This window comes from Alcaligenes sp. CHO6, assembly GCF_037120595.1.
In the GTDB taxonomy this organism is placed as follows: domain Bacteria; phylum Pseudomonadota; class Gammaproteobacteria; order Burkholderiales; family Burkholderiaceae_B; genus Alcaligenes; species Alcaligenes ammonioxydans.
This window is the reverse complement of record NZ_JBANCI010000001.1, coordinates 1506737-1531559: the sequence shown is the minus strand read 5'-3', so window position 1 is coordinate 1531559 and position 24823 is coordinate 1506737. Positions and strand designations below refer to the sequence as shown.

The window sequence follows — 24823 nt, the reverse complement described above, 5'->3', positions numbered from 1 at the left end:
GGCGTGAGAATGGCGCTTAAGAGAAGCCAGGCAGTCAGGGTCGCGACATCTGGATGGAACCGGTTCATTCCGCCCCAGGTGATATCGACATTATTCAGTGTCCCCCAACTCCCGAAGCGGTCTGCCACCGCAGATAAAAGAGTGAGGCTAAGTGACGGTCTTAAAAAACACGATGAATGTCATTTTGGTTGCGTTGCTGTGTTCGAGAGGGGGCGCAATGATTTCTTTCTTTGTGTTTAAGAAAATTATTTCACATTTCCTGATTATTTAAGGGCTAATTTTTTAATCTTCGTTTTGCTGTTTGCTATCTAATTGCCTGTTTCCTTGTGTCCTGTGTTTTTTCTTGCCGTCTTATAGTTAAGAAATGCTAGAAGAATAACTTGGTTTTTAATCAAAATAATGATTGTTGATAGTTCTTTTTTTATGGGGGTTTTGTTTTTTTAATTTTCCTTGATTATTTTTTTGGGTTTCATATTTTTTGCGCTTGGTTTTAAGGGTGGTTTTTTGAGCTTGGTTGCGCGTACTGAGCGGTCTGTTGTCCGGGGCGACTCGAAGTTGACCGTGGCAGAATGGGTAGGGCATGCAGTGCAAGGCGATCTGAGCCGGTTGAGAGAGAGGGATTTTTCGTTTGTCCCTTCTGTGTTTTGTGCCAAGAGGATGATTCTTTCGGTATTCTGTGCATGTTTGTGCTGCCCGTATCCCTGTCGGGGCGTGGCCTGATTGTTTAGCCGGAGTTTTATTAATGCGCGCTTTTCGCTGTTCGCGCCTGTGTGCCTTTTTGGCCTTGTGGCTGCTGGCCGTGGTGCTGGCTGTTACCCCTATCCCTGCAGCAGCCGAGACTGCGGCCTGGACGCCTGCACAGGCCAGTGAATCCCTGAATGAATTGCGGGACACGCTGCAAACGGTGCAGCAGCGTTTGCAGAAAAAGGACGGCTTGGGAGATTCTGATCTGGTCGCCTTGCGCAATCAGTTGCTGGCGGCACAGGAACAGGCCCAGGAAATGAGCGTGCGGCTGGAGCCTGAACTGCTCAGTGTGACGGCCCGTTTGAATCAGTTGGGGCCGGTGGACGACCCGGCGGGCGAGTCCGATGACATCGCACGCCAGCGGGCGCAGCTGCAGCAGTCGGTCACCGAGCTGGATGGCATGATCAAGCTGGCCCGCCTGATCGGCGTAGAAACCACCCAAGGGCTGGATTTGGTGTCCAAGCAGCGTCGGGCGATCTTTCAGGCCGAGCTGGGCCTGCAGTCACAGTCGGTTTTGACGCCGCGTTTCTGGAGCAATGTGTCGCGCGACCTGCCCGGCGATCTGGCCCGGGTCGATCGCATGCGCAAGGATCTGGCACAACGGCTCTTGGACTTGCCCACGTATGTGCTGTGGTCAGCAGCAGGCCTGGCGCTGGTTTGGCTGGGTCTGGCGGTCTGGGCGGTGCGCGGGCTGGAGCGCTTTACCATCAGCCATACCAAACCCTCACGTTTGCGGCGTTCTTTCTACGCTGCGGCCCTGATTGTGCTCTATAGCCTGGTGCCCGGGGTTCTGGCCTCCTTGGCGGCGGGCCTGTTTTATTGGAACGGAAATCTGGCTCCCGACTTGTCCAGCTTCGTGTCCAAATCGGTGTTTGCCCTGTATCTGGGCGGCTTCGTGACCGGCATGGGGCGGGTGCTGCTGTCCGCACAGCGGCCTAGCTGGCGCTTGCCTCCGATCCCCAGCAATGTGGCGCTGAAACTGGCCTGGCTGCCGCTTGCGCTGGGCGTAATGGTGGCCCTGACCTGGATGTCACAGCAATTGTTGGGGCTGGTCAATGCGACGCTGAGTACCACCTTGCTGGTCAACAGCTTCAATACGCTGACCCTGAGCATTTTTATTGCCATCGCCGCCTGGAATTTGAGTCAAGGGCGCGAAAAGCCCCCTGTGCCTCAAGAGGGTGACGACCCGCAGAAAACCGTCCCGGTACAACAAGGGTCGACCTGGCTGCGTGCCATTCCCATCACTCTGGGAGTGGTGATCGGGCTGGGAATGATCGCCTTCTTGCTCGGGTACATCGCGTTGAGCAGTCTGATTGTGCAGGAAGTCCTGTGGCTGAGTCTGGTCATTTGTACCTGCTATGTGCTGGTGGCGCTGATTGCCGATATTGGCCAGAGCCTGTTGCTGCAGTTCAAGGAAAAGCGGGCCTCCAACGAGTGGACCAGCGCCCAGGTGCGGGGCAGCAGCCAGATCGTGATTGTTCTGTCGGGGGCGCTGCGCCTGTGCCTGATCATTATGGCCGTTACCCTTGTATTGCTACCGTTTGGCGAAGACCCCACGCAGTGGCTGCAACGCCGTTTGGGCTTTTTGGTCACGGGTTTTTCGTTGGGGCAGGTTCAGCTCAAGCCCAGTTCCGTGCTGCTGGCCGGGATGATTCTGGTATTGGGTGTGTTGTTTGTCAAAGCCCTGCAGCGCTGGGTAGCTAACCAGCTTTTGCCTGCCACCCGTATTGACCCTGGAATGCGGGTCTCGACCGCGAATCTGTTCAGCTATGTGGGCTATTTTGTGGTGGTGGCCACGGCCATTTCTTCCTTGGGCATTGGCCTGGAGCGGATGGCTTGGGTGATCTCTGCCTTGTCGGTGGGGATTGGTTTTGGCCTGCAGGCAGTCGTGCAGAACTTCGTGTCGGGGTTGATCCTGCTGGCTGAACGTCCCATCAAGATTGGCGATTGGGTCAGTTTGAACGGCGTGGAGGGCAATGTGCGCAAGATCAATGCGCGGGCCACGGAAATTGAGATGTTCGACCGCTCGACCCTGATTGTGCCGAACTCGGAGTTCATCACCAAGACCGTGCGCAATGTGACCTTGAGCAACCCCTTGGGTGTGGTGAAGGTCAAGATCAATATGCCCATTGACACAGACGCTAAACGGGTGCGTTCTATCATGCTGGAGGTGATGCAGAATTACAGCGATGTGTTGGCCGATCCTGCGCCAGAAGTGACGCTGGACGGATTTGATGCCAACGGTTTGCAGTTCACCGCCACTTGTTATGTATCCTCGCCGCGTGTCAGTGGCCGGGTGCGCAGCGTCCTGATGTTCGACATTTTGGATGGGTTGCGAAAAGAAGGTCTGGCGCTGCATCACACTCAAACCATGACGGTATTGCCGACCCTGCCGGTGGCCAGCCAGACCGAGGGCGGCAATCCCTTGTTCAATAATTGAACGTTAAAAAAACAGATCGGTCCCCGGGAGGCAAAAGCCATGAAGCCGCTACGACGATGTGCGCAGGTCTTGCTCGTTTTGCTGAGCTTGATGGTGGGCTGGGTGCCGATGGTCCAGGCGCAAGCCCTGTCCGAGTCCGAGCAAGAGCGTCAGATGATGCGCGAGTTGCAGCAGGCCCAGGACGAGCTGCGCCTGATGCAGTATGGCCTGGAAGGCAATCAGGCCTCGATACGACCTGAGCGCAGTTATGAGCAGGATCAGAAACTGCAGCGAACGCAGGACTTGTCCAGCCGCGTGGTGCAATCGCTGGAGCGGCGCAGTCGCTTGTTGCAGGCCCGTCTTCAGGAGTTGGGCGAGGACGCCGGCGATGAGGCCGATCAACTCACACTGCACAATGAGCGTATGCGCCTGCGACGTGCGGATGCCGCCTTGCGCGCGGACTTGCGTGTCGCCCGCCTGGTGCAGTTGGAGTCTCAACAGACCCGTCAGTTGCTGCATGAGGCGACAGCTCGTTATGCCAAAGAAAAACGCTGGCAACGCAGTCCCTCCTTGGTTTTGCTGGAAAGTTTGCCCGAGCTAAGGGCGGCTTGGCCCGAGGATCGTCAGAAGCTGTCCGATCTGGCCGGGCAGTGGCGGCAAACCTGGAAAAACAGCAGTTGGCAGCAAAGCAGCGCCTCCTTGTGGCTGGTGGCTGCTGTTTTGATGCTGGGGATGGTCCTGTTTCGCATGACGCCCATTTGGATCAGTCGTTACCTGCCAGCCGGACGTTTACGTCGATCCAGTCTGACGATCGTCAATTTTTTTCTGTGGTTTATTCTCAGCTGGGTTCTGGTCGATCAACTGGTCGAGTTGGTGATGGAGCGGCCTGGCCTGTCGACCATACAGTATGAACTGCTGGCCTATCTCAACTTGGCGGCATGGCTTGCCGCGGTGGTGCTGGCATCGATCAAGGGCATTGTCATACAGCCTCGCTCTTCCTGGCGCTTGATACCCGTGTCGGCCCAAACCCAAGGTCGCTTGCGTTATTTTGCCTACGCTTTTTTTCTGGTCGCCTATCTGGATGTGGCGGAGAGCTTCTTTCGCGGTTCCATCGGCGTGTCGGATGCGTTTCAGGCCCTGCTCGATGGGGTGAGCAGTGTGCTCTATCTGCTGTTGTATGCCTATGGCTTGTGGGTCATGCGCGATGAGCTGTTTGATCGTACCGAGATACAGGGGCAAAGCGCGGTTCGCACGGGGCGCAGTTGGGCACGTCTGGCCTTTAAAGGCGCTGTCGTGGTTTATGTTCTGGTCTTGGGCTTGTTTATTGGCGGCTGGCAAGTCCTGTCTGATGATTTGATGACTCATTTCATGACGATGCCGCTGGTGTTGGGTCTGCTTGCCTATGTGTTCATGGTCTGTTTGCAGGACATGTCCGATTCCTTGCTGGCCTATCTGCGCAATCGCAGTCGTGACCCGGAAGCGGCGCCGATTCGCGTGCAAAGCCAGCTCGTTGTGGTCTTCTTTGCGCTCGCGCGTATGACCGTGCTGGGTCTGGCCATCTGGATGGGTAGTGGGGACTGGTTGAACGAACCCAAACAGATGCTGGAGTCCGGCCTGGGCGTTTCACGCGATGTCCTGCGACTGGGCGCTGTGCAGTGGCGCCTGGATTTGTGGCTGATTGCCTTGGGCGTCATGTTGGTGGGTGCGGTCTTGATCCACTGCTTGCGGGTCTGGCTGCGTCAGCGCTACATGCCTAACACCACGCTGGAGCCCGGCCTGCAAAATGCGATTGTCGGTGTGGTGGGATATATCGCCTATTTTGTTCTGCTGGTGATCTGCCTGTCTATGCTGGGGGTGCCGATTGAGTCCGTAACCTGGGTTTTCACCGCCCTGACGGTGGGCCTGGGTTTTGGTTTGCGCGGCATTGTGCAAAATATCGCGTCGGGTCTGATGCTGATGGTCGAGCGCCCCGTGAAAGTGGGGGATTGGGTGGAAGTACAGGGCAGTGAAGGCAATGTGCGCCAGATTCGCCTGCGGGCCACCTATGTGGAACGTTTTGATCGCACGATGGTGATGGTTCCCAACTCTCAGATGATGGGTCAGCAGGTTCGCAATCTGACCTACACCCCTAGCTCCCTGGGGGCGATTGAGTCCCGGCTGCTGTTCCCGCTGGATGTGGATGCGGATGCCATCATGCAGATTCTGCGTGAAGCCGTCATGTCCGAACCGGAAATTCTGGACGAGCCGGCCCCCGTCCTGTCGTGTGACGGGATTTTTGGCGATGGTTTGGCTTTTAGCATGCGCTGTTTCATCAACAGCATGCGGGTACAGCGCCGGGTCCGGAGCAACCTGATGCTGGAGATCTTGCGTCGCCTGCGCCAGCAGGGCATTACCTTGCACCCTGCACAACGCTGGGTGCAACAGGCCATGGATAAAGACAGGGCGCAAGAGCCAGATTTCTAGGGTTTTCCCAGTGATTGAAAGCTGAAATATTCATCCGTATAATTTGTTTAGCCACACTAAACAAAAAAGCGCGTGACGCGCATCAGGATGGATGAGACATGAGTAAGCAACAGCCCCTTCAGGGTACGGCCCCCGTTTCGCCCTGGCGTGCTGCCAGTGCAGCCGGCTTGGGCACCATGATCGAATACTACGATTTTCAGCTCTATGGCGTGCTGGCCGTGACGCTTAGCGTGCTGTTTTTCCAGACGGGTAATGAAAGCGCTGCTTTGCTGTCCACGCTGGCCGTATTTGGCGGCGCCTTTCTGGCCCGCCCCTTGGGGGGCATCTTTTTTGGCTGGTTTGGTGACAAGCATGGCCGTACCGCTGCTCTGATGTTCACAATTGTGGGCATTGGGGTCGCCAGCGCCTTGATGGGCATGCTGCCGACCTATGCCACCTTGGGGCTGGCTGCTCCCGCCTTGTTGCTGTTGTGCCGTTTACTGCAGGGTTTTTTTGCCGGGGGAGAGATTACCGGGGCCGCCACCTATGTGGCGGAATGCTCGCCAGTGGGCAAACGCGGTTTTTTCGGCGCATTCAATCCGGCCGCGGCGACTCTGGGTCTGTCCCTGGCTACGGGGGTGGCGGGCCTGGTCACCAGTATCGTCGGCAAGGACGCCATGCTGGAGTGGGGCTGGCGGATCCCCTTTTTGTTGTCCATTCCCCTGATCGTGTTGTGTGTCTGGGCTCGCTCGCGTATTGAGGATTCACCGCGATTTAAAGAGATGCTCAAGCGCCATCACCCTGAGCATTCGCCCTTGTCCCTGATTGTGCGTGATTACCGTCGCCCCTTATTGCAGGTGATCGCCATTGGCTTTGCCCAGAATGCGGCCGGCTATGTTGGCGTGGTGTATCTGAGCACCCATTTGATCCATACCCTGAAATACGACGGCACCGCGGTGTTCTGGCTGATTTCCCTGGTCACCTTGTGCTCGGCCTTCATCATGCCTTTTGCCGGCGGCCTGTCTGACCGTTTCGGTCGCAAGCCCTTGCTGACGATTGGCCTGCTCGGTTATCTGGTGCTGGTTCCCTTGACGATGTGGGTGGCCTCCTGGGGCAGCTTCCCGCTGGCCGTCATTGCGGTGGCCGTGTCTATTCTGCCGTTCATTGTGGTCCAGGCCGTGGGTTACCCCCTGTATGCCGAATTGTTTCCTACACGAGTGCGCTACAGCGGTGTGTCGCTGGGCTTTAACATCGCCACCATTCTGGGTGGAGCGACGGCCCCTTTTGTCGCCTCCTGGCTGACAGGTCTGACTGGTTCGAGCATGGCACCTGCGTTCTATGTGATGGTGGTGGCATTGATCGGGATGGTTGCCTTGAGCACGGTGCAAGAAACCTCGGGTCGCCAATTGGCTGATTGATTTTCAAGGATGTAAACGATGTCTGGGTATTTTTTGTATCACTCCATTGGTATGTTCGAGGGCAAGGAAGCCGCCATGCGTGCCGAGCTGGATCAGTTCAGTCAGGTCTGGTCGGCACCGGATGATGCGCAGTGGGGCTACGCCTTGGGCCAGAAACAGGCTTTCATGGATGCCTGGGCCAGCCTGATTGGCGCTGACTCCAACGATATTGCGCTTAGTGAAAACGTGACCGGCGGCCTGTACAGCATTCTGGGCTCCTTGCCAGCGCACGTGCTGAAAGGACGTACTGTGCTGGTGGCGGCCGATTGCTTTCCCAGCCTGCATTTCCTGCTGCAAAAGCTGGCCCTGCGTCTGGGTTTCACCTTGCGCACCGTGCCTTTGAGCGCCGGTCTGTCCTATGTGACCGATGATGATTTCATCCATGCCTGGGATGACAACGTGGGCCTGGCCCTGGTGACCTGGGTCAGCTCTACCTCCTCGCACCGCGTCAATGTGGACCGTATGGCGCAGTGTGCGACAGAGCATGGCAGCCTGATGGCGCTGGATTTGACGCAAGCGGCAGGTCTGGTGCCGTTTACCGTGCATGAAGGCGTCGCCTTTACCTTGTCTGCTTCCTTGAAGTGGGCTTGTGGTGTGTCGGGAGCCAGCCTTTTGCACGTGCGTGCGGATTTGATCGAGCAGTGCGAGCCCGAGTTTCGTGGCTGGTTCAGCCAGGAAAATCCCTTTAACTGGAATCTGGACCAGTTCAGCTATGCTGACGGTGCGCGTCGTTTCGACCATGGCACACCGGCTGTTTTGGGCAGTATTGCCTCGTTACCCGGCCTGCGTTTCGTGCTGGAAACCGGCGTGGAAAAATTGCTGGAACAAAACCGGGCATTGACGGCTATCTTGCTGGATCGCGCCGCCAAGGCCAAGTGGCCGGTGCTGACGCCTTTGGCCGAAAGTGAACGTGGCGGCAGCATCATGTTGCGTGCCAGCAGTGCCCAGCGTGCGCAGGCCATGGTTGATCGGTTGCGCGAGCAGGAACTGTATTGCGATCAGCGTGATGGCGTTTTGCGCCTGTCCCCCGGCAATGTCTGCACCGAGCAGGATGTGCTGCGCTTGTGCGACACCTTGCAAGCCGGCTGGTAAAGGAGGAAGGGCTATGGATAGTCAAACTTGGGCGCATCAGGCCAGCCGTCGTATCGAGCGATCAGCCAAGGTCGTAATGGACTATATGGCCGATCTGGATGCATTGGGGCGCTGGTCTTTAGGATGCTTGAATACGCAAGGTGTGGGGCCTGGGCTGGTGGTGGGCACTTCCTTGTTTGATGGTGGGCAGACGCACGTCAGCGTCGAGGTTCTTGCTGAGCAAGGCCTGATCCGCTATTGGGTGGGCAGCGCGATACAACGTACGCCGCGCATCAGCGCCATGGTGCAGGCGCTGGATGAGCAGACCTGCATCTTGATCCTGCTGGCCACACGCGCTACGGATATGGATGAAAATCGGTGGTTGCGTTTGCAGCGTTGCCACGAAACCGAACTGGATCTGATCCAGGCCCAGTTGCACCGCGGGGGCTGATCCTCGCGCTCAATAGCTGGGCGGGGTGATCGCTACAATAAAACGCACATCCTGCTCGTAAGGATTGCGATAGGCGTGAGGCAGACTGGAATTGAAGTAACAGCTATCGCCTGTTTGCAAGCAGTGTTGATCATCCCCGACATCAACCAGTAACTGGCCTTCGGTGACCAGCACACATTCTTCGGCAGGGTGGCTCCAGCGCTGCCCAACCGAGCTGCCGCCCGGCGGTAAAAAGCCCGCCAGCATTTCAATACTGCCAAAGCCCGGCGACACCCGCTGGTATTGCACGCCAGAGGCGGACTGAATGCTCATGCGTTCGTTCTTACGCACCACGGCCACTTGTTCCACATCGTCTTCCAGGAGGGAAAACAGGGGCGTATCCAGTGCGCGGGCGATTTGGCGCAAGGTGTCCAGGCTGGGTTGGGTCAGACCTCGCTCTACCTGGCTGATCAGGCCAGGGGAGACTTGCGCCAGCTCGGCCAGCTTGCGCAATGACAGTTTTTTGTGAAGTCGGACCTGGCGAATACGCAATGCGGCCATGGAAAAGCGAGCGATAGGTGAGAAAGACGGTATTGTAAGACAAGCTCGCCAAGCTGAGGCGCCGACAGTTCGGGGCTGTCGGCGTGCAGGCTATCGCTGATATCCGGTACAGACCTAGTCGGCGCGCTTTTGCTCGTCGTTACCTGTCCGGGCACGCACGTTGGATTTCACGTCAGAGAAGGTCGGTGGCCTGGTGCCCAGGGTGTCAGGGTCGTGTTAGTGAGGGCTGGGTGTTCTAGGGTGTGGTGTGCTGCGGTTCATCCGCCCATTTTTCTTTGATGTGCAGCATTTCGGGCAGGCACTTATCCAGCAGCGCAATCAGTTGAGGATCAAAGTGCTGACCGGACTGCTCACGCAGATAGCTGACGCATGTCTCCACACTCCAGGCTTTTTTATAGGGCCGCTCGCTGGCCAGTGCATCAAATACATCTGCAACAGCCACGATGCGGGCAGGCAGGGGAATGTTCTCGCCTTTCAAGCCGTAGGGGTAGCCGCTGCCATCCCATTTTTCGTGATGATACAGGGCAATAGTGCGAGCCAGCTTGAGCAGACCATGTGAATGCTGGCCGATAATGCGCGCGCCAATCAGGGTATGCGTGCGCATGATGTCCCATTCTTCGGGGGTCAGTTTGCCCGGTTTTTGCAAAATGGAATCAGGGATGCCGATTTTGCCTATATCGTGCATGGGCGCAGCATGCAGCATCTCGTCGGCCGCTTCGTTGGAATACCCCAGCCAGTGGGCCAGAATGCGGGTGTAATGGCTCATGCGGATCACATGCCGGCCAACTTCGTTGTCTTTGTACTCGGCGGCCGTACCCAGACAACGAATGATTTGCAGACGGCTGTCGCGTAGCTCCTGCATCTGTACCAGGGACAGGTGATTGCGTATGCGTGCTTTGAGAATGGCCGGGTTAAAGGGCTTGGAGATATAGTCCACTGCGCCCAGGTCCAGGCCCATTTGCTCATCGTGGGGTTGCGAGAGTGCCGTGACAAAGATAATGGGTATATGGCGGGTTCTGGGGTCGGCTTTCAAGGTCCGACACACGTCGTAGCCCGAGAGCTGCGGCATCATGATATCGAGCAAAATCAGGTCGGGCACATCGCGTTGAGCCAGTTCCAGCGCCTTGGCGCCTTCTTTGGCAAAGAGCAGGCGGAAGTCCTGCTGCAGGGTGTGGCGCAGAATCTGCAGATTGGCCGGCTCGTCATCAATGAGCAACAGTGTCTGGCGTGGCGAGCTAAATTCATTCATGGCGTGGCGGATCCTTGGCCAGGCTGGCACTCAATTCCGTGATTAGCGCAGTCAAGATGCTGCTTGCCTGCACAAAGTCAAACAAATCAATGGTTTTATTCAGATTATTCAGCGTCTCGCTTTGTCCGGTACTTTCCAGGTACTGACAGATCGCCTGCAAGGCAGGCTCATCGAGCTCATTGAGTTGCACGCTGCTATGCAGAATGTGCAGGTAATTCAACACCACGTCGGGGCTGTGTACCACGCCTGCTTGTGAATCTGTATAGGGGGCCGGTGGACCATGGTGGCTGAGCTCCTGGGCAATGCGGTTGAACATGTCTTGCAACTGCTCGATGCGTCCGCGCATCTGGCGCGTCTGGCCACGACGGATTTTTTCTTCCAGCTCGGCGCTCAGTAAGGAAACCTGTGGCAGGCCCAGATTGCCTGCCGTGCCGCGAATACCATGCAGACTGCCCAAGACAACTTCCCAGTTTGGTGAAGCCTGTTTGATCTCATCGAGTGGGTAGCGGGTATGCAGATCCGACAAGAAACTAAGCAGCGCACGGCGCAAACGCACTGGCGAGCCCCACAGGCTCAGACCCAGGTCCCAGTCGATCAGGCCGCTTTTCTGGGGCTCGACGCTGTCGTCTGGTGAGCTGGTTGTGGCCAGGCCCATGACTCGTGCAATTTCCTGCATCAAGGCAGGCAGGTCCAGCGGTTTGGTGGCAAAGCCGTTGATGCCGGCTTCCTGTGCAGCGTGGCGATCGGACTCCATGACACTGGCTGTCAGCGCAATCAGCGGTAAAGGCAGGCGTGCTTCACGACGTTCCTGTTCGCGCCATCGACGGGCGGTCTCCAGTCCGTCCAGTTCAGGCATGTGAACGTCTAGTAAAACGACGTCAAAGTCTTCTTTGTCCAGCAGCTCCAGCACCTTGTGGCCGCTGTCGGTGGCGGTGACCGAATGGCCGTGCTGTTCAAGCGTCAGGGTCAGCAGTTCCTGATTAAGGTTGATGTCATCGGCTACCAGAATTCGCAGAGGGGGCAGGTGGGGCACGGCTTGGTTTTCCGGGCTCGGGCGGGGTTCGTTGCCCGGCTCCAGGGGGATGCGGACTTCAAAGACGCTGCCCACACCCAGGGTGCTTTGTACCTCCAGCGTGCCGCCCATCAGGTCTACCAACTGGCGGGCGATGGACACGCCCAGGCCCGTTCCACCAAAGCGACGGCTGATGGAAACGTCGGCCTGAGTGAAAGGGGTAAATACATGACGCAACTGCTCAGGACTCATGCCGATGCCGGTGTCGGTGACACGGATGGAGACTGTATTGCGTCCGGGCTCGGGGTTGACCTCGACCCGCACTGCACCACTTTGAGTAAATTTGATGGCATTGCCGATCAGATTGTTGAGCACCTGCTGGATGCGCATCGGGTCGCCCTTGTAAAAAGGGTGCAGCTCGGGCGCACAGCTCAGAAGGAACTCCAGGTTCTTGGCATCGGCCGCCAAGCGTAAAGAAGCGACGACCTGCTGGCACAGGTCGATCAGAGAAAAGTCCACCTGTTCCAGTTCGACCGAGCCCCGCTCCAGTTTGGTGGTGTCCAGAATATCGTTGAGCAAGGCCAGCAAGGAGCGCGCTGACTGATTGATAATGTTCAGGTGTTTGCTCTGTTGGGCAGTGAGCGCGTCGTTGAGCATCAAGTCGCTAAACCCAATAATCGCATTGAGCGGAGTCCTTATTTCGTGGCTCATATTGGCCAGGAAAGAGCTCTTGGCCTGGGCTGCCTGCTCGGCTTTCTCCGCGCTTTGACGCAAGGATTCCGTCAAGGCGTTGTAGCGGCTCATATCGGTCACAAAGCCGACAAAAATGGGGTCCCCCGGCTGGCGCACCCGACCCACCGCCAGCCGCATGGGCATCAGGCTGCCATCCTTGCGCAAGCCGGTGACATCGCGGCCTACGCCGATCACTTTAGGGTCATTGCTGCGCAGATAATTGGACAAATAGCTGTCATGGCGAGAGCGGTCAGGTTCGGGCATGAGCATATTGACGTTGCGCCCCAATACTTCACCCGCTTTCCAGCCAAACAGACGCTCTGCCGAATGGTTGAAATCCAGAATGGTGCCGTTGCTGCTGATCGTGATGATGCCGTCAATGGCCGTATCTACAATCGCGCGGTTATGCGATTCACTCTCTTCCATTTTCAGGAACAGTTGACGGTAGCGCAGCAAGCCATTGGCGGCGGCCACCAGCACCGTTACGGTAATGGTGAACGTGGACAGCACCATGGAGGCAAAGGTGCTGTTGAAGATGATCAGGTCATCGGGCGGGGTAGTCTGGCCGATAAAACGGGCCGCCGCCATGCCGGTGTAGTGCATGCCAGAGATGGCCAGCCCCAAGACGATGCCACTGATGACCACGCGCTGCAGCAAGGTCAGGCGCGTACGGTGCAGGCGAAAGCGTATCCACAAAGCCAGGGTGGCCAGAATGACTGCGACGCCTATCGACAGGAAGAACGTGACGGGTTCATAGCGCAGCAGGGGAGCCATGCGCATGGCGGCCATGCCGCTGTAATGCATGGTGCCGATGCCCAGCCCCACCAGAACCCCGCCGATAATCAGGTGCGAGCGCTGGACGCGGGCTTGCGAGAGAATCTGCAGGGCCACCCAGGACGCGCCTACGCTGGGCAGCACCGACAACATGGTGATGGCCGGATCATAATGCACGCTGGTACAGAGCTCGAAGGCCAGCATGCCGATAAAGTGCATGGTCCAGATGCCACCGCCCAGGGCAATGGCGCCTGTGCAAATGGCGATCTGGCGATGCAGACGCAAATCGGCCATACGGGCAATATGCGCGGTATGCAGAGCCATGCCCGACGAAAAGATGGCAACCAGCAGGGACAGGATGACCAGGCCACTGTTATAGCTGCCAACCAACAAGGGAGCCATGGGGTCCGCACTGATGAAGAACTGGTCGAGTATCCGCATAGGTGCTGATGTCCGAAGCGGCCCACGGGGCCAAGTTAGACGAAATGTGTCAGGCTCCCTCTGCATAGCAAGAGGGAATGTAACGATGAAACCCGGATAGGTTATCGAGTTTGTCTCTTACTGTGCAGCTTTTTACATGGATTGACGAAAAATATTCATGTTTAAAGCAAGGTTCCGGTCAGCAGCAGCGCCGCTACTGAAAAGTAAATGACCAGCCCGAGCACATCCACCAAGGTGGCAACCAGGGGAGCCGAGGCGCTGGCCGGGTCAAAACCGACGCGTTGCAAGATAAAGGGCAGCATGGAGCCAATGCAGGAGCCAAAGGTCACAATGCCCACCAGAGCCAGCCAGATCGTAAAAGCAATCAGCAAGGAGTGTTCGCCGTAATCGTACAAGCCCAGATGTTGCCAGACTTCAATACGCACAAAGCCGATGGCCCCAAGCAGGGTGCCCAGCACCAGACCGACCGGCAGCTCGCGCAATAGCACACGCCACCAGTCTCGTACCCGCACCTCACCGAGCGCCAGGCCACGAATCAGCAAGGACGTGGCCTGCGAGCCGGAGTTTCCTCCTGAACTCATGATCAGGGGAATGAACATGGCCAGCACCACAGCCTTTTCCAACTGTATTTCGTAATACTGCATGGCGCTGGCGGTGAGCATTTCGCCCAGGAATAAAATGGCCAGCCAGCCCCCCCGCTTGCGGATCATGGTGCTGAAGCCGGCCTGCAAATAGGGTTTGCCTATATGCTCGGCGCCGCCAAACCGGTTCATGTCCTCATCGGCTTCGTCCATCAAGGCGTCAATGACATCATCTACCGTCACAATGCCGATGATGACCTGGGCCTCGTCGACCACCGGAATAGCCAGAAAGTCGTGTCGCCGAATAAGCTGGGCCACAGCCTCCTTGTCAGTGAGTGCCTGCACCGTGATGGGGCTGTCACCGCTCCACAGATCGGTCAGGGCCGCTTGGGGCGCAGCACACACCAGCTTGCGCAAAGGCACCACAAATTGGAGCTGCTGCTTGTCATTGACGACGTAAATGGCATAGACCGTCTCGCGCGTGCTTTCCACCTCCCGGATGTACTGTAGGGTCTGGGCGACGTTCCAGCTCATGGGAACCTGTAGAAACTCCGTGGTCATGATGCCGCCGGCCGTATCGGCGGGGTAGTGCATCAGCCGCATGACGGAGGTACGGGTGGGCTGGCTCAAACGGCTCAGAATCTGCTCCTGATCCTGCGGGTCCAGGTCTTGCAGCAGGTCGGCCATGCGGTCTTCAGCCAGTGTTTCCAGAACAGGCAGGCGTTCTGGCCGACGCAGCTCCATCGCAATGGCGCTGGCCCAGCGCAGTTCGGGTCGTTCCAGCAAAGCCTGCAGTCGCTCATTGTCCAGCTCCTGGGCAGCGAGCAGGGCGGGGCCGCGCTCGAGCTGGTTCAAGGCCAGGACAATATCGGCAATCGGAGTGGGGGGGCCAAGTAGGTCAATAGATGGATGCTTGGGCATGCAATACTCCAGTGGACGTGCAAGTACGGAATGTCGTGGCTTGGCGTGGTGACTGTTGGGCGCGGGGTTCTTGTAACGATCTGCCAGGATTGATTGTCCTGGGCCAGAATGGTGCTAGGATACGAATAGTGTTAACCAGTGGAGCATCTTATGGACATGAAGGCCAAACTGACAGCCCTGACAATCACGGTATTGATGGGCGGAGCCGTTATTCCAATGGCTCAAGCGCAATATGTGGGTCCCTCCAGCCAGAAAACATTCACTAAAGTTGAACAGCTTGTGAACAACGCCAAGGACGATGATCCGGTCGCCTTGCGGGGCAAATTGCTGCGCAAACTGTCCGATGAAACGTATCTTTTTGCCGATGAAACCGGCGAAATTCAGGTCGAGATCGATGACAAGATTTTCCCCCAAGAGCCGGTGGATGCTAACACAACCGTCGAGATCGTTGGCGAGATGGACAAGGCCATCGTTGGCACCAATGAAGTGGATGTCAAGACAATCACTATCGTTCGGTAAACGCGTATCTTGAATGTAAAAAAGCCCGCCGACCCGGTTCGCGGGCTTTTTTATGGTGCCGGCGATGCTATAGTGCCCGCTCTCGCCCCCTGTACTCAAAGGATAAGTTCAGGACACGGCGATTTTGTCCGCTACAAGACCAGGAACCACCATGAGCACCGCAATTAATTTTGATAAAGGCAACTACCGCTTCATTCCGACTGGCGTGAATCGCTTTTCGGGCGGGGTCGCCGCTCAGCCCGGCTACGAGATCTGTCGGGTCGTGTTCTCCGCGCCCGTCCCTCTGAAAGAGGGTTTTGATTTGATTCAGGCCGTGCTGGAAGCCGAAGAACGTCCTTTGACGGCTTTGTGCGCGTGTGAATTGCGTTCGCCTGAGCCTGTCAGCGACAGTGACTTCAATAAATTCAATGAGTTGTACCTGGAAACCCTGAAAGAGTGGGGTTTGCTCAAAGGCAAACATAATCCGGTTGCGCGCAGCAATGTGTCGCCTTTGGTGGGGGCTCCGGCCGAGCCCAGCTTTTATGCCTTCAGCTACACGGTGGAAACCGATATTGAAGAGGCCACCTTTGTGATCGCCGGCAGTTGCGAGGTTCCCGAAACCCCGGACGATTACATAGAGAGCATTGTGGCGTATCAGGACGTCTCGCCCGAAGGCCTGTTAAAAAAGGCCCAGTGGGTGCTCGATGAAATGGAGCGTCGCCTGGAAGTGCTGGGTCATGAGTGGGCCGATACGACGGCCACTCATGCTTACACCGTGCATAATCTGCATCCTTTCATGGCCAGTGAGCTGGCCCAGCGCGGCGCGATCAATCATGGTCTGGGCTGGCACTTGGCACGACCTCCGGTCAAGGATCTGGAATACGAAATGGATTGTCGTCGTATTTTGAATGAGCGAATTCTCACGATTGATTAAGCTGCCTGATCAAGCTGCAGACAGGCCCACGCTTGCGTGGGCCTGTGTGTTTTACGCCTGACTGTATACCGGCTCAGCGGCTGAGCGTTGATAACGGCGACGTACCATCAGTCCCCACAGCAGACCCAGCACGGCTGAGACTAAGGAGCCGCACAGCACGCCCAGCTTGGCCGCATCCAGCAAAACGGGCTCTGCAAACGCGAGGTTGGCAACAAAGATCGACATGGTAAAGCCAATACCGGCCAGCAAACCAATCAGGGTGACGCCGGCCCAGCTCATGCCTGCTGGCAGAGTGCATAGCCCCAAGCGTACAGGCAGCCAGGTTCCCAGCAAGACGCCCAGCGGCTTGCCCACAATCAAGGCAATCGCCACACCAAACAGAGCACTATGTGCACCGGCTGCATTCAGGTCTAAACCGTTCAGGCTGACACCGGCATTGGCCAGGGCGAAAACCGGCATGATGATAAAGGCCACCCACGGATGCAGCAGCGCGGGAATACGCTGCACAGGGGGCAGGATCTCACGTTGAGCAAGTTGCATTTTTTGCAGCGTATGCATGATTTCCTGTGTGTCATGCTGGCTCTCCAGCTTGGTCGCCAGCTCCAGATTCAGATGGCGAGCCTTGCGCGGCAGTGGCAGCGTGCGCACCGGGCTCATCATGCCTAGAACAACGCCGGCCAACGTGGGGTGAGCACCCGTTTTCAAGAGCCCAAACCAGAGAATGGCGCCAGGAAGCACATAGGCCCAGGCCGAACCTATTCCCATTTTCTGTAAGCCCAGCACTGCCGCAATGCCCACGGCGGCGATCAGGAAAGCGCTGTAGTCCAGCCCACCCGAGTAGAAGAAGGCGATGATCAGAATGGCGACCAGATCATCAATGATGGCCAGAGCCAGCAAAAAGACGCGCAGGCTGGGGGGCAGGGAGCGACCCAGCAGAGCCAATACGCCTACTGCAAAGGCAATATCGGTGGCGGTCGGAATAGCCCAGCCCATCAGAACCTGCGGCTCGGGGTTCATTGCCGCATAAATGAGTGCGGGCAGGGTGATGGCAGATAGGGCGGCGCAGATTGGCAGCATGGCCGAGCGCCAGTCGGACAAGGCCCCGTCATGGATCTCACGACGGATCTCCATCCCGACCACTAGAAAGAACAGGGTCATTAAGATATCGTTGACCCAAAAATGCAGATCTTGCGAAAAACGCCAGCTACCCAGCTCCAGGGTGATTTGGGTATGCCATAAGGCCGAGTAACTGTCAGCAAACGGGGAGTTGGCCCAGATCAGGGCGACAGCGGCGGCCATCAGCAAGATGACGCCGCCTAGGGCTTCAATGTGCAAAAGACGCTGAAGTTGGGCCTGTAGTTGGCGGGTCAGGACATGGGCGCGCGGTAAAGGCGCGCCGGAAGAGGGGTGAGACATGGTCGGCAATTCTCCACAAGGCGGCCCGACCCTGCGTAAGCATTTAACCTGCCCTGCTGCACCATGCCAGCAAAACACCCTGCGCAATTATAGGGAGGGAGTTTCTTTAAGGCAAATGTCAGCTTGGGCGGGTCTCGGGGATGATATGCAAGGGAATGGTGACCGGGCCATCATTGATCAGGCTCAACTGCATGTCGGCGCCAAACACACCGCACTGTGTATCGGGCACGCGCACGCGAGCCATCGCCACCAGTTCATCGAACAGCGGCTGGCTGATGGCCGGTGGCGCGGCGCGGCTAAAACCGGGGCGGTTGCCTTTGCGTGTATCGGCGGCCAAGGTGAACTGGCTCACCAGCAGCAGTTGCCCCCCGGCTTGCAGCAGATTCAGGTTCATCTTGCCCTGCTCATCTGAAAAGATGCGTAGAGCCAGTAGTTTGTCCAGCAAACGCGCGGCCTGCTCACTGGTGTCCCCGTGCTCTGCACAGACCAGAACCGCCATGCCGGCACCGATTTTTGCGACAGTCTGGCCGTCAATATCGACCTGGGCCCGCCGTACTCGTTGAATCAAGGCAATCATTGTGTTTCAGTAAAATCAGTGGCCGACGGTTTCAGAGAACAGGTTCACGATCAAGACGCCCACCACAATAAAGGCGATGCCAATCATAGCGGCCAAATCCAGTTTCTGCTTAAAGAACACCCAGCCAATCAAGGAAATCAGCACAATACCGACGCCGCTCCAGATGGCGTAGGCCACGCCCACGGGCATTACCCGCAGGCTTAGGGACAGAAAATAAAAGGCAGCGGCGTAAAACAGAATGGTAAAGGCGCTGGGCATCAGACGGGTGAATTGCTCAGAGCGCTGCAACAAGCTGGTCGCGATGATCTCAAAAATAATCGCGAAGCACAAATGCAAGTAGGCGAGGCTGGCGGGAGTCATTGAAAATCAGGGTTGAAAACTGAGCCAGCCGGGCAAAAGCAGCACACTGGCCCACAGCGCGGCCGAGGCCCAGGAAGAAATATGAAAGCTGAGGGGCGACATGGAGCAGGTGCCGGCAATCAGGGGCACGGTCGAGCGCAAGGGGCCGATAAAGCGGCAAGCCACAATACTAAACCATCCCCAGCGGGCAAAAAACGCTTGTGCCTTGGCATACAGATGTAAACGCTTGCGCGCCCATTCAAAATGGAACAGGTTGCCGCCGTAACGCTGGCCCAGGTAAAAGGAGATGGCGTTGCCCACACCAGCCCCCAAGGTGACGGATAACCAAACCGGCAGCAAGCTCATTTCACCGGCACCGACCAAGGCGCCGACGGACAGAAGAATGGCGGTGCCTGGTATGACCAAAGCCAAAAAGGGCAGGGATTCGATCAGACACAGGGCAAATACGGCGGGGGCAACCCATTGGGGGTTGGCGCTGATCAGCGCCGTGGCTTGCTCTGCAAAATTACTTAAAGTGCTCAGCATATCAATCAGGGAGAGGTGACAGCGACAGGCCGTTCTTTATTTCAAGGCAAGGCTCAGGATCAGACGGTCCTTGTGCTGCAAACCATCCTCAAAAAGAGCCTCGTCGTAATAGCGTAGGAAGTAATCAGGTTCTACCGCCACGACCCGAAAGCCGGCGCGCTGATAGAAAAACAGCGGATACCCGATGGTCCCAGTGGCAACAGTGAGCGTATGGGCACCCTGAGCACGTACATAATCAATGACAGTCGATAACAGTTGCGCACCCAGACCCCGGCCCTGATGCGACGGCGCTACCGCGATATTCATCAACTCCCAGCTCTGAGCATTCTGGGGCTGCACAATGGCGGCCGCAGCCGTGTGCTCCTGATCGTCGATACGCCAGGCATGGGGTGTGTGTCGATATGTCTCGATCAGACGCGGGCTGGGGTCGGCGTGCAAGAGCAACGACAGGGGCAGGCTGGACCCGTGTACCTGCTGTGGGTGGCCCGGCTTGCGGGACGGGTTCATGAGAACTCACCGTCCACGTAAAACCATTGCCCCTGCTCCAGCACAAAGCGGCTGACCTCGTGCAGACGGTTAGCCCGTCCGTGCAGCCGATTGCGGGCGACAAACTCCACAAGAGCGTGCGTGTCGGAAATGCGCTCATGACGGCGCACTTCCAGCCCCAGCCATTGCAAACCTTCCGCATTGGGCTCAAGCGAGTGCGGGCGGGTGGAACTATGCCAAGTGGCCAGCAGGTAGTCCAGGTCGTCGCGTACGAAAGCGCTGTAACGCGAGCGCATCAAAGCAGCGGCATCCGGGGCTTGCAAATAGAGAGGGCCTTGGTGCCAGGGACCACAGCAGGTTTCGTAGGGTTTGGGGTTGCCGCAAGGGCAGGTGTTTTTCGAAAAGGAAGTCTTTTTCAAGGGCGTTACTGCCAAGATCGAACAATGGCACAAGCATACCTGAAAGCAGCGGTGGCTTTAGAGCAATGGCAGCGACCAAACGTAACGGAGCCCGGTATCAAAAAACCCGCCCGCAAAAGCGGACGGGTCAGGGCGAGATGTCAGATCACCTTAAAGCGGCTTATTGGGCTGCGTCAATACGCTGCTGCATACGTTGGGCACGCTCCTTGGAGCCAGGGTGAGAGCTCATGACGCTGCTTTGTCCGCCGTCCAGGGCAGCCAGTTTTTCAAATGCCGTCACCAGCCCTTGGGTCTTGAGCTGGCGCTCGCTGAGCAGTTCAAACGAGTAGTCGTCTGCATCGGACTCTTGCGATTGGGAAAACTGTGCGTTCAGAAAAGCTTCAGACAGCTCGCCCAGCTGGCTGGCGTTCAATTGAGTCACCAAGGTGTTGCCTGTGGCGGCGGCCGCATCACGAGCCGCGGACAGGCTGTAGGCTGTTTGCATGGCTTTCTTGCTGTGGCCCAGTTCCACGTGGCCCATTTCGTGGCCGATGACGCCGCGCAGTTCATCGTCATTCATTTGGTCCATCAGACCCGCGTAGACGCGGATGCAGCCATTGGCCATGGCCCATGCGTTGACTTCCTGGGTCTGGTAGACCTTGAAGCTCGGGGTTTGGCCATTTAACGGTTTCGTCAGCGGCTTGACGACACGTTGCAGGCGCTGGTTGTACTTGCTGTTGGCACTGGCCACTTTATGTTCAGCGTCCATTTGTTGGCAAGATTGATCAGACAAGGCGATCACTTCCTGATCGGACAGACTGAATGCCTGCACGGCCTTGCTGCCAGCGCCTACCATGCCGCCCATGTCCATGGTTTGGCAGCCCGCTGTCAGACCAGCGAGGGCCAGCATTGCGGCCAATGTTCCGATACGAGACATCATCAACTTCCCCTTCTGTTTATGCAAAGAGACGGAATTTTAATGATGAGGTGGCTAAGGAGTGGCTTATAAAACAATATTTAACATTGTTCCGGGTGTGCTTACACAAAGGAAAGGAGACGCTGAAACGTACCCGGCAGGCTGATGTGATGCCGGCCACGGGGATCGGCCTGACCATGACAGGCCTTGACCTCCTTGAGTTTCGGCGAGCCAGATCCGAGTGAATTTAAACGCTGCCTATCAGGGGGCAGTGCTACTATCAAACTCACAAAAACGACAGGGAGGACAAGTAAATGAGTAAAAAAATCATAGTCTTACTAGGGGTTGTGGCACTGACGGCCTGTACGACTCAACCCCGTCAGGAGCGGCATGCGGCTGTCCAGACCAGTGAACGTTGCGCGCCGATTGACGAGGCCAGTGTTGCCGCCTTGTTTGAGCGCTGGAACACGTCGCTGCAAACCGGCCAGCCCGAGGAAGTGCTTGAGAATTACGCAGAGCGTTCGATTTTGCTGCCAACTTTGTCTGGGGTGAACCGTATCAGCCGCGCAGAGAAAGAAGACTATTTTGAGCATTTCTTGGCCGCTCGACCGCAGGGTAAGGTCACCGAAAGGCAAATTACCTTGGGCTGCAACATGGCCGTGGATTCGGGCTCCTATACCTTCCATATGGGAAATAGCGGCGAGGACGTCAAAGCGCGCTACACCTATACCTACCAATGGGATGGCAAGCAGTGGTTAATTGTCAGTCACCATTCCTCGTTGGTGCCAAGGGATAAATAAGGCTTTTATGAGGTTTTCAGTGCCTCCGGCCAGGGCCGGAATGGGCGCTGAACCAGATGGGAGCGGGGTTTGAAGGAGCACTGGGTGCCAAGCCCGGCAGGTAGTGGTGCGAGAATATCGGGGCCTGAGCCTGTGGGGCCTGCATACCGACGACGTTACCCTGTTTTTCATGAACGCAGTCTGAATGAAAATCTCAGAACAGGTTCAGATAGTGGTGCTCATAATAAGGCCAGGCTTGTATGAACAAGCCTGACTTTCCTACTCAAGGAGCTTTATCATGAAACGCTCGACATTGATTTGTACTGCACTGATAAGCGTGACGGGTGCCTTGGCCGGTACAAGCGCGATGGCCCAAAAGCCAGCGCCCATGCCCCATGCCCCCGCCCATACTGCCACGACGACGGCCCCCAAGGCCAAAGCTCCGGAGGCTCCCAAGGCGACCGCGGCTCGTGCCGCTCATAAACCCACCAGCCACACGCCTGCCAAACACACGAAACCTACTCGATGAGCACGTCATCTGGCGCCGTTCTGACAGAACCCGTGCCGCGTTCACGTTTCCTATGGGTCAGGCCTTGCCTGGCCCCTTTTTTTGTCCAGAGCGAGCGAGTACCAACAAAAAAGCCCGCGCGATGGCGGGCTACCGGCGAGGGCGTCAAATTTTCCCCCACTATTATTTTGCGCGAGATTCCAAATTCTCATGAAACCCGCAAGTTCTTTGGTGCCCCCCCCGTGAGTCGAACACGGCACCAACGGATTATGAGTCCGCTGCTCTAACCAAGCATGAGCTAGAGGGGCAACAAGTCCGCAATTATTACATAAAGTCCTTGTTTGTGCCTAGCGTGGCCAGTTGTCGAGCCGGACTTTCAACTGTTTGTAAAATGAACAGTATTTTCTCGCGATTGGTAGCACCTTGTTGTCGATCCTTGTAGCACAATGAGCGCGTCTTTCACCCGGGGAAATAAAATTATGAGAACCCTTCTTGTGGCCGTGACCTTGACGGCTATTTTATCTGCCTGTGCCGTCTATACGCCCAGAGGCTCTGTCATTGTCGATCCCGATGGCTATGGCGGCTATGGACAACGTCACTGCCCGCCTGGCCAAGCGAAAAAAGGCAATTGCTAGTAAACGGTGCCGCGTTTGCTGCGCTATTTGCGCTGATATCGTTTGCTGCCCGTGCTGGTTTCGCAATAGTGTCCGCCTCGCGGTCCTGTGCAATAAGTCTGGCTGGAGCAGGGGCAACTGCTGGTGGAGCGCAGGGTTTGAGGGGCGGGCCTGGTGTTGCTTGCTGCAGTACCTGTGTACGCTGGGCAAGACCGTTTGCTGGCGCTGGCTGAGCCATCGCGACAAACAAAGACTTCCCCTTCGCAATGAGAAATGCCGCCTTTTTTTCCCGAACAAGGGGTGTTTCTTGCCTGCGTATCAAGAGGGAGTAGGGTCAGGATCAGGCACAAGAATAGCCACTTCATACTTGTCTCTCGCTGGAAGTCCGTTTTTTGCCCTGGCAATGGCGGTTGGCAGGACACGGATACAGTAATGATTGTTATGCTCTGCGATAAAGCAGATTTTTATTCATGGATGAGCTCATGCGAATCTTAATGCTTGTTCCCGCATTTTTGTTGGCCGCTTGCCAAAGTGCCGTACCCACTGAGAAGGTGGGCAGTTACGCCTGGCTGGAAAAGGTGGATCGTCAACTGGCCGTGTCCGATGGCCAGGGACATGGGCCGGATTACGCCTCGCAGGAATGGTGCAATGTAGTCCATTTCCGTTTGTATGGCCAGATAGCTGAAACCCCCGTGCCGTGTGATCAGGCATGGATGGAGCAGGTCGATCAGCAGTTGAAAAAACGCTAGGCCCTTTATGGGCTTACAAGTAGGGTGGCGAAATGCAAACCCATGCTCTGTCTGTGCTTTGTCTGGCCCTCTCTCCCCCGCCTTAACCCGATTGCTAGCTTGGGTCATCCATCGTGTGCTCGAATCGAAGTGATGTCATCTCCTTAACGCTCCAAGCCGTTAGCCTGATAAAACAAGCTCAGTTCGCGCGGGTTGCGCAGCCTGACTTTAGCTAAACTGCTTTTCTCGAAAACAGTCAGGTATTTATGGCGATTGGGCGGGGTGACAATGGCGATGTGTCGGATCATGTCCCATTTCAGACGGTCTTTGCTACCTGGCAGCGCACCCTGTCGTTTACGTTCCAACAGGGTGCGCCGAAAATAGCGCAGCAAACTAGCTGCCGTGGATATTTCCAGCACGATAAAACCGGTGGCCCGTTCCAGACGAGGGGCTAGGTAGCGTGTGTAATTGCCGTCCATCACCCATTGTTCCCGCGCAATTGCGGCAGCATGTAAGGCGGCAAATTCAGCGTCGGGTCGCGGTACCCAGTCCGTGTGCGGCAGGTGGTAGAGCGGATCCAGGTGGATGGCGGGAAGTGCAAGCTTGCGTTCGATGGCTTTAGCCAGGGTGGATTTGCCGCTATTGGAGGGGCCCAATATGCAGATGCGCGGGCCCAGTTGTTCAAGAGAAAGCATGGTGCAAAAAAAGAGTAGGTTGAACAAAAGTCTTTCGGCTTGCGAATAGGGCTGCCTGATTATCCCCATATCCGCTGTCTGAATGTGACGCTACACTGCTGGGGTCGCGGCACCGGCCGTTTTTACTTTTTTGTGTCCATCATGGCTAAGATCCTTCCTATCTTGATGTTGGTCGTCTCCAATGTGTTCATGACGATTGCCTGGTATGGGCATTTGAAGTATCCCAACAGCCCCCTGCTTAAAGTGGTGCTGATCAGTTGGGGCATTGCCCTGGTGGAGTACTGCCTGGCAGTACCGGCTAATCGTTTAGGACACACCGTCTATAGCGCAGCCCAGTTAAAGACCATGCAGGAGGTGATTACCTTGCTGGTCTTTGTCGTGTTTTCGGTGCTGTATCTCAAAGAGAGCTTCACACTCAACCATCTGCTGGGCTTTACGTTGATTGGTGCGGGGGCATTTTTTATTTTTTACGGACCCTTGAAGTAGCCCATAGGGGGCGTGTCTGTGGCATAAAAAAAAGCCTCGCATGATGCAAGGCCCCAAACCGGATAAATA

Annotated in this window: 23 protein-coding genes and 1 tRNA gene; 11 read left to right on the top strand and 13 right to left on the bottom strand. The window is 56.7% G+C overall.

The genetic code is table 11. The features are described from left to right. Positions 1–742: 742 nt before the first annotated feature. From V6936_RS07165 to V6936_RS07145, 5 genes are all read left to right on the top strand, one after another. Positions 743–3184: a DUF3772 domain-containing protein gene (locus V6936_RS07165; RefSeq protein WP_059317857.1), complete on the top strand. Its 2442-nt coding sequence runs from the start codon at positions 743–745 to the stop codon at positions 3182–3184. A 39-nt stretch (positions 3185–3223) separates the two neighbouring features. Beyond that, positions 3224–5626 carry a mechanosensitive ion channel family protein gene (locus V6936_RS07160; protein WP_131071479.1) on the top strand — a complete coding sequence of 801 codons (2403 nt, stop codon included), beginning with the start codon at positions 3224–3226 and terminating at the stop codon, positions 5624–5626. Positions 5627–5724: 98 nt separating this feature from the next. Then, the gene (locus tag V6936_RS07155; protein ID WP_240209311.1) at positions 5725–7023 is read left to right on the top strand and encodes an MFS transporter; all 1299 of its coding nucleotides are present in this window, start codon (positions 5725–5727) and stop codon (positions 7021–7023) included. An 18-nt stretch (positions 7024–7041) separates the two neighbouring features. Then, a complete protein-coding gene (locus V6936_RS07150; protein ID WP_003801645.1) occupies positions 7042–8154 on the top strand; it encodes an aminotransferase class V-fold PLP-dependent enzyme in 1113 nt (370 codons plus the stop codon). Between the two features lie 13 nt (positions 8155–8167). Then, a complete protein-coding gene (locus V6936_RS07145; RefSeq protein ID WP_003801643.1) occupies positions 8168–8584 on the top strand; it encodes a hypothetical protein in 417 nt (138 codons plus the stop codon). A gap of 9 nt (positions 8585–8593) precedes the next feature. On the opposite strand, the gene V6936_RS07140 is transcribed toward V6936_RS07145, so the two are convergent. The 4 genes from V6936_RS07140 to mgtE all read right to left on the bottom strand — a co-directional run bounded on the left by V6936_RS07140 (position 8594) and on the right by mgtE (position 14834). Next, positions 8594–9124 carry a helix-turn-helix domain-containing protein gene (locus tag V6936_RS07140; RefSeq protein ID WP_003801641.1) on the bottom strand — a complete coding sequence of 177 codons (531 nt, stop codon included), beginning with the start codon at positions 9122–9124 and terminating at the stop codon, positions 8594–8596. A gap of 235 nt (positions 9125–9359) precedes the next feature. Then, positions 9360–10373, bottom strand: coding sequence for an HD-GYP domain-containing protein (locus V6936_RS07135; protein WP_003801637.1), 1014 nt, complete (start codon positions 10371–10373; stop codon positions 9360–9362). Continuing rightward, entirely contained in the window at positions 10366–13332 is a 2967-nt protein-coding gene (locus V6936_RS07130; RefSeq protein WP_336579639.1) for an MHYT domain-containing protein, read from the bottom strand. The genes V6936_RS07135 and V6936_RS07130 overlap by 8 nt, the downstream gene beginning before the upstream one ends. A gap of 161 nt (positions 13333–13493) precedes the next feature. Next, on the bottom strand, positions 13494–14834 hold the full coding sequence (mgtE, locus tag V6936_RS07125) for a magnesium transporter (RefSeq protein WP_059317851.1): 1341 nt from the start codon (positions 14832–14834) through the stop codon (positions 13494–13496). 150 nt (positions 14835–14984) lie between these two features. On the opposite strand from mgtE, the gene V6936_RS07120 reads away from it, so the two are divergent. After that, positions 14985–15353: a NirD/YgiW/YdeI family stress tolerance protein gene (locus V6936_RS07120; RefSeq protein WP_003801631.1), complete on the top strand. Its 369-nt coding sequence runs from the start codon at positions 14985–14987 to the stop codon at positions 15351–15353. Positions 15354–15504: 151 nt separating this feature from the next. Next, positions 15505–16266: a 2-amino-5-chloromuconate deaminase CnbZ gene (gene cnbZ, locus V6936_RS07115; protein WP_003801629.1), complete on the top strand. Its 762-nt coding sequence runs from the start codon at positions 15505–15507 to the stop codon at positions 16264–16266. A gap of 51 nt (positions 16267–16317) precedes the next feature. Here cnbZ and nhaA read toward each other — a convergent pair whose 3' ends face one another. From nhaA to V6936_RS07080, 7 genes are all read right to left on the bottom strand, one after another. Beyond that, a complete protein-coding gene (nhaA, locus tag V6936_RS07110) occupies positions 16318–17682 on the bottom strand; it encodes a Na+/H+ antiporter NhaA (protein ID WP_301607139.1) in 1365 nt (454 codons plus the stop codon). Positions 17683–17800: 118 nt separating this feature from the next. Beyond that, on the bottom strand, positions 17801–18259 hold the full coding sequence (dtd, locus tag V6936_RS07105; RefSeq protein WP_059317849.1) for a D-aminoacyl-tRNA deacylase: 459 nt from the start codon (positions 18257–18259) through the stop codon (positions 17801–17803). 15 nt (positions 18260–18274) lie between these two features. Beyond that, on the bottom strand, positions 18275–18619 hold the full coding sequence (locus V6936_RS07100; protein ID WP_003801624.1) for a DMT family transporter: 345 nt from the start codon (positions 18617–18619) through the stop codon (positions 18275–18277). Positions 18620–18625: 6 nt separating this feature from the next. Next, the gene (locus tag V6936_RS07095; RefSeq protein WP_131071486.1) at positions 18626–19144 is read right to left on the bottom strand and encodes a DedA family protein; all 519 of its coding nucleotides are present in this window, start codon (positions 19142–19144) and stop codon (positions 18626–18628) included. Between the two features lie 36 nt (positions 19145–19180). Further along, on the bottom strand, positions 19181–19651 hold the full coding sequence (locus V6936_RS07090) for a GNAT family N-acetyltransferase (protein WP_059317847.1): 471 nt from the start codon (positions 19649–19651) through the stop codon (positions 19181–19183). Beyond that, a complete protein-coding gene (locus tag V6936_RS07085) occupies positions 19648–20049 on the bottom strand; it encodes a YchJ family protein (protein ID WP_003801617.1) in 402 nt (133 codons plus the stop codon). Before V6936_RS07085 ends, V6936_RS07090 begins: the two co-directional genes overlap by 4 nt. Before the next feature lie 160 nt (positions 20050–20209). Then, on the bottom strand, positions 20210–20968 hold the full coding sequence (locus tag V6936_RS07080) for a M48 family metallopeptidase (RefSeq protein ID WP_039943293.1): 759 nt from the start codon (positions 20966–20968) through the stop codon (positions 20210–20212). Between the two features lie 290 nt (positions 20969–21258). Between V6936_RS07080 and V6936_RS07075 the strand changes: the two genes are divergently transcribed. Both V6936_RS07075 and V6936_RS07070 read left to right on the top strand, forming a co-directional pair. Then, positions 21259–21744: an SgcJ/EcaC family oxidoreductase gene (locus tag V6936_RS07075; RefSeq protein ID WP_003801612.1), complete on the top strand. Its 486-nt coding sequence runs from the start codon at positions 21259–21261 to the stop codon at positions 21742–21744. Between the two features lie 277 nt (positions 21745–22021). Beyond that, positions 22022–22252 (top strand): hypothetical protein, encoded by a 231-nt coding sequence (locus V6936_RS07070; protein WP_157784345.1) that lies wholly within the window; start codon positions 22022–22024, stop codon positions 22250–22252. 208 nt (positions 22253–22460) lie between these two features. Here V6936_RS07070 and V6936_RS07065 read toward each other — a convergent pair. Continuing rightward, a tRNA-Ile gene (locus V6936_RS07065) sits at positions 22461–22539 on the bottom strand. Between the two features lie 788 nt (positions 22540–23327). Here V6936_RS07065 and V6936_RS07060 point away from each other — a divergent pair. Further along, positions 23328–23594: a hypothetical protein gene (locus tag V6936_RS07060; protein ID WP_100214838.1), complete on the top strand. Its 267-nt coding sequence runs from the start codon at positions 23328–23330 to the stop codon at positions 23592–23594. Between the two features lie 143 nt (positions 23595–23737). Here V6936_RS07060 and V6936_RS07055 read toward each other — a convergent pair whose 3' ends face one another. Continuing rightward, positions 23738–24268: an AAA family ATPase gene (locus V6936_RS07055; protein ID WP_219235896.1), complete on the bottom strand. Its 531-nt coding sequence runs from the start codon at positions 24266–24268 to the stop codon at positions 23738–23740. Between the two features lie 138 nt (positions 24269–24406). Here V6936_RS07055 and V6936_RS07050 point away from each other — a divergent pair, with 138 nt between their 5' ends. Further along, positions 24407–24754, top strand: a complete 348-nt coding sequence (locus V6936_RS07050) for a DMT family protein (protein ID WP_100214837.1) — start codon at positions 24407–24409, stop codon at positions 24752–24754. Positions 24755–24823 lie beyond the last annotated feature (69 nt).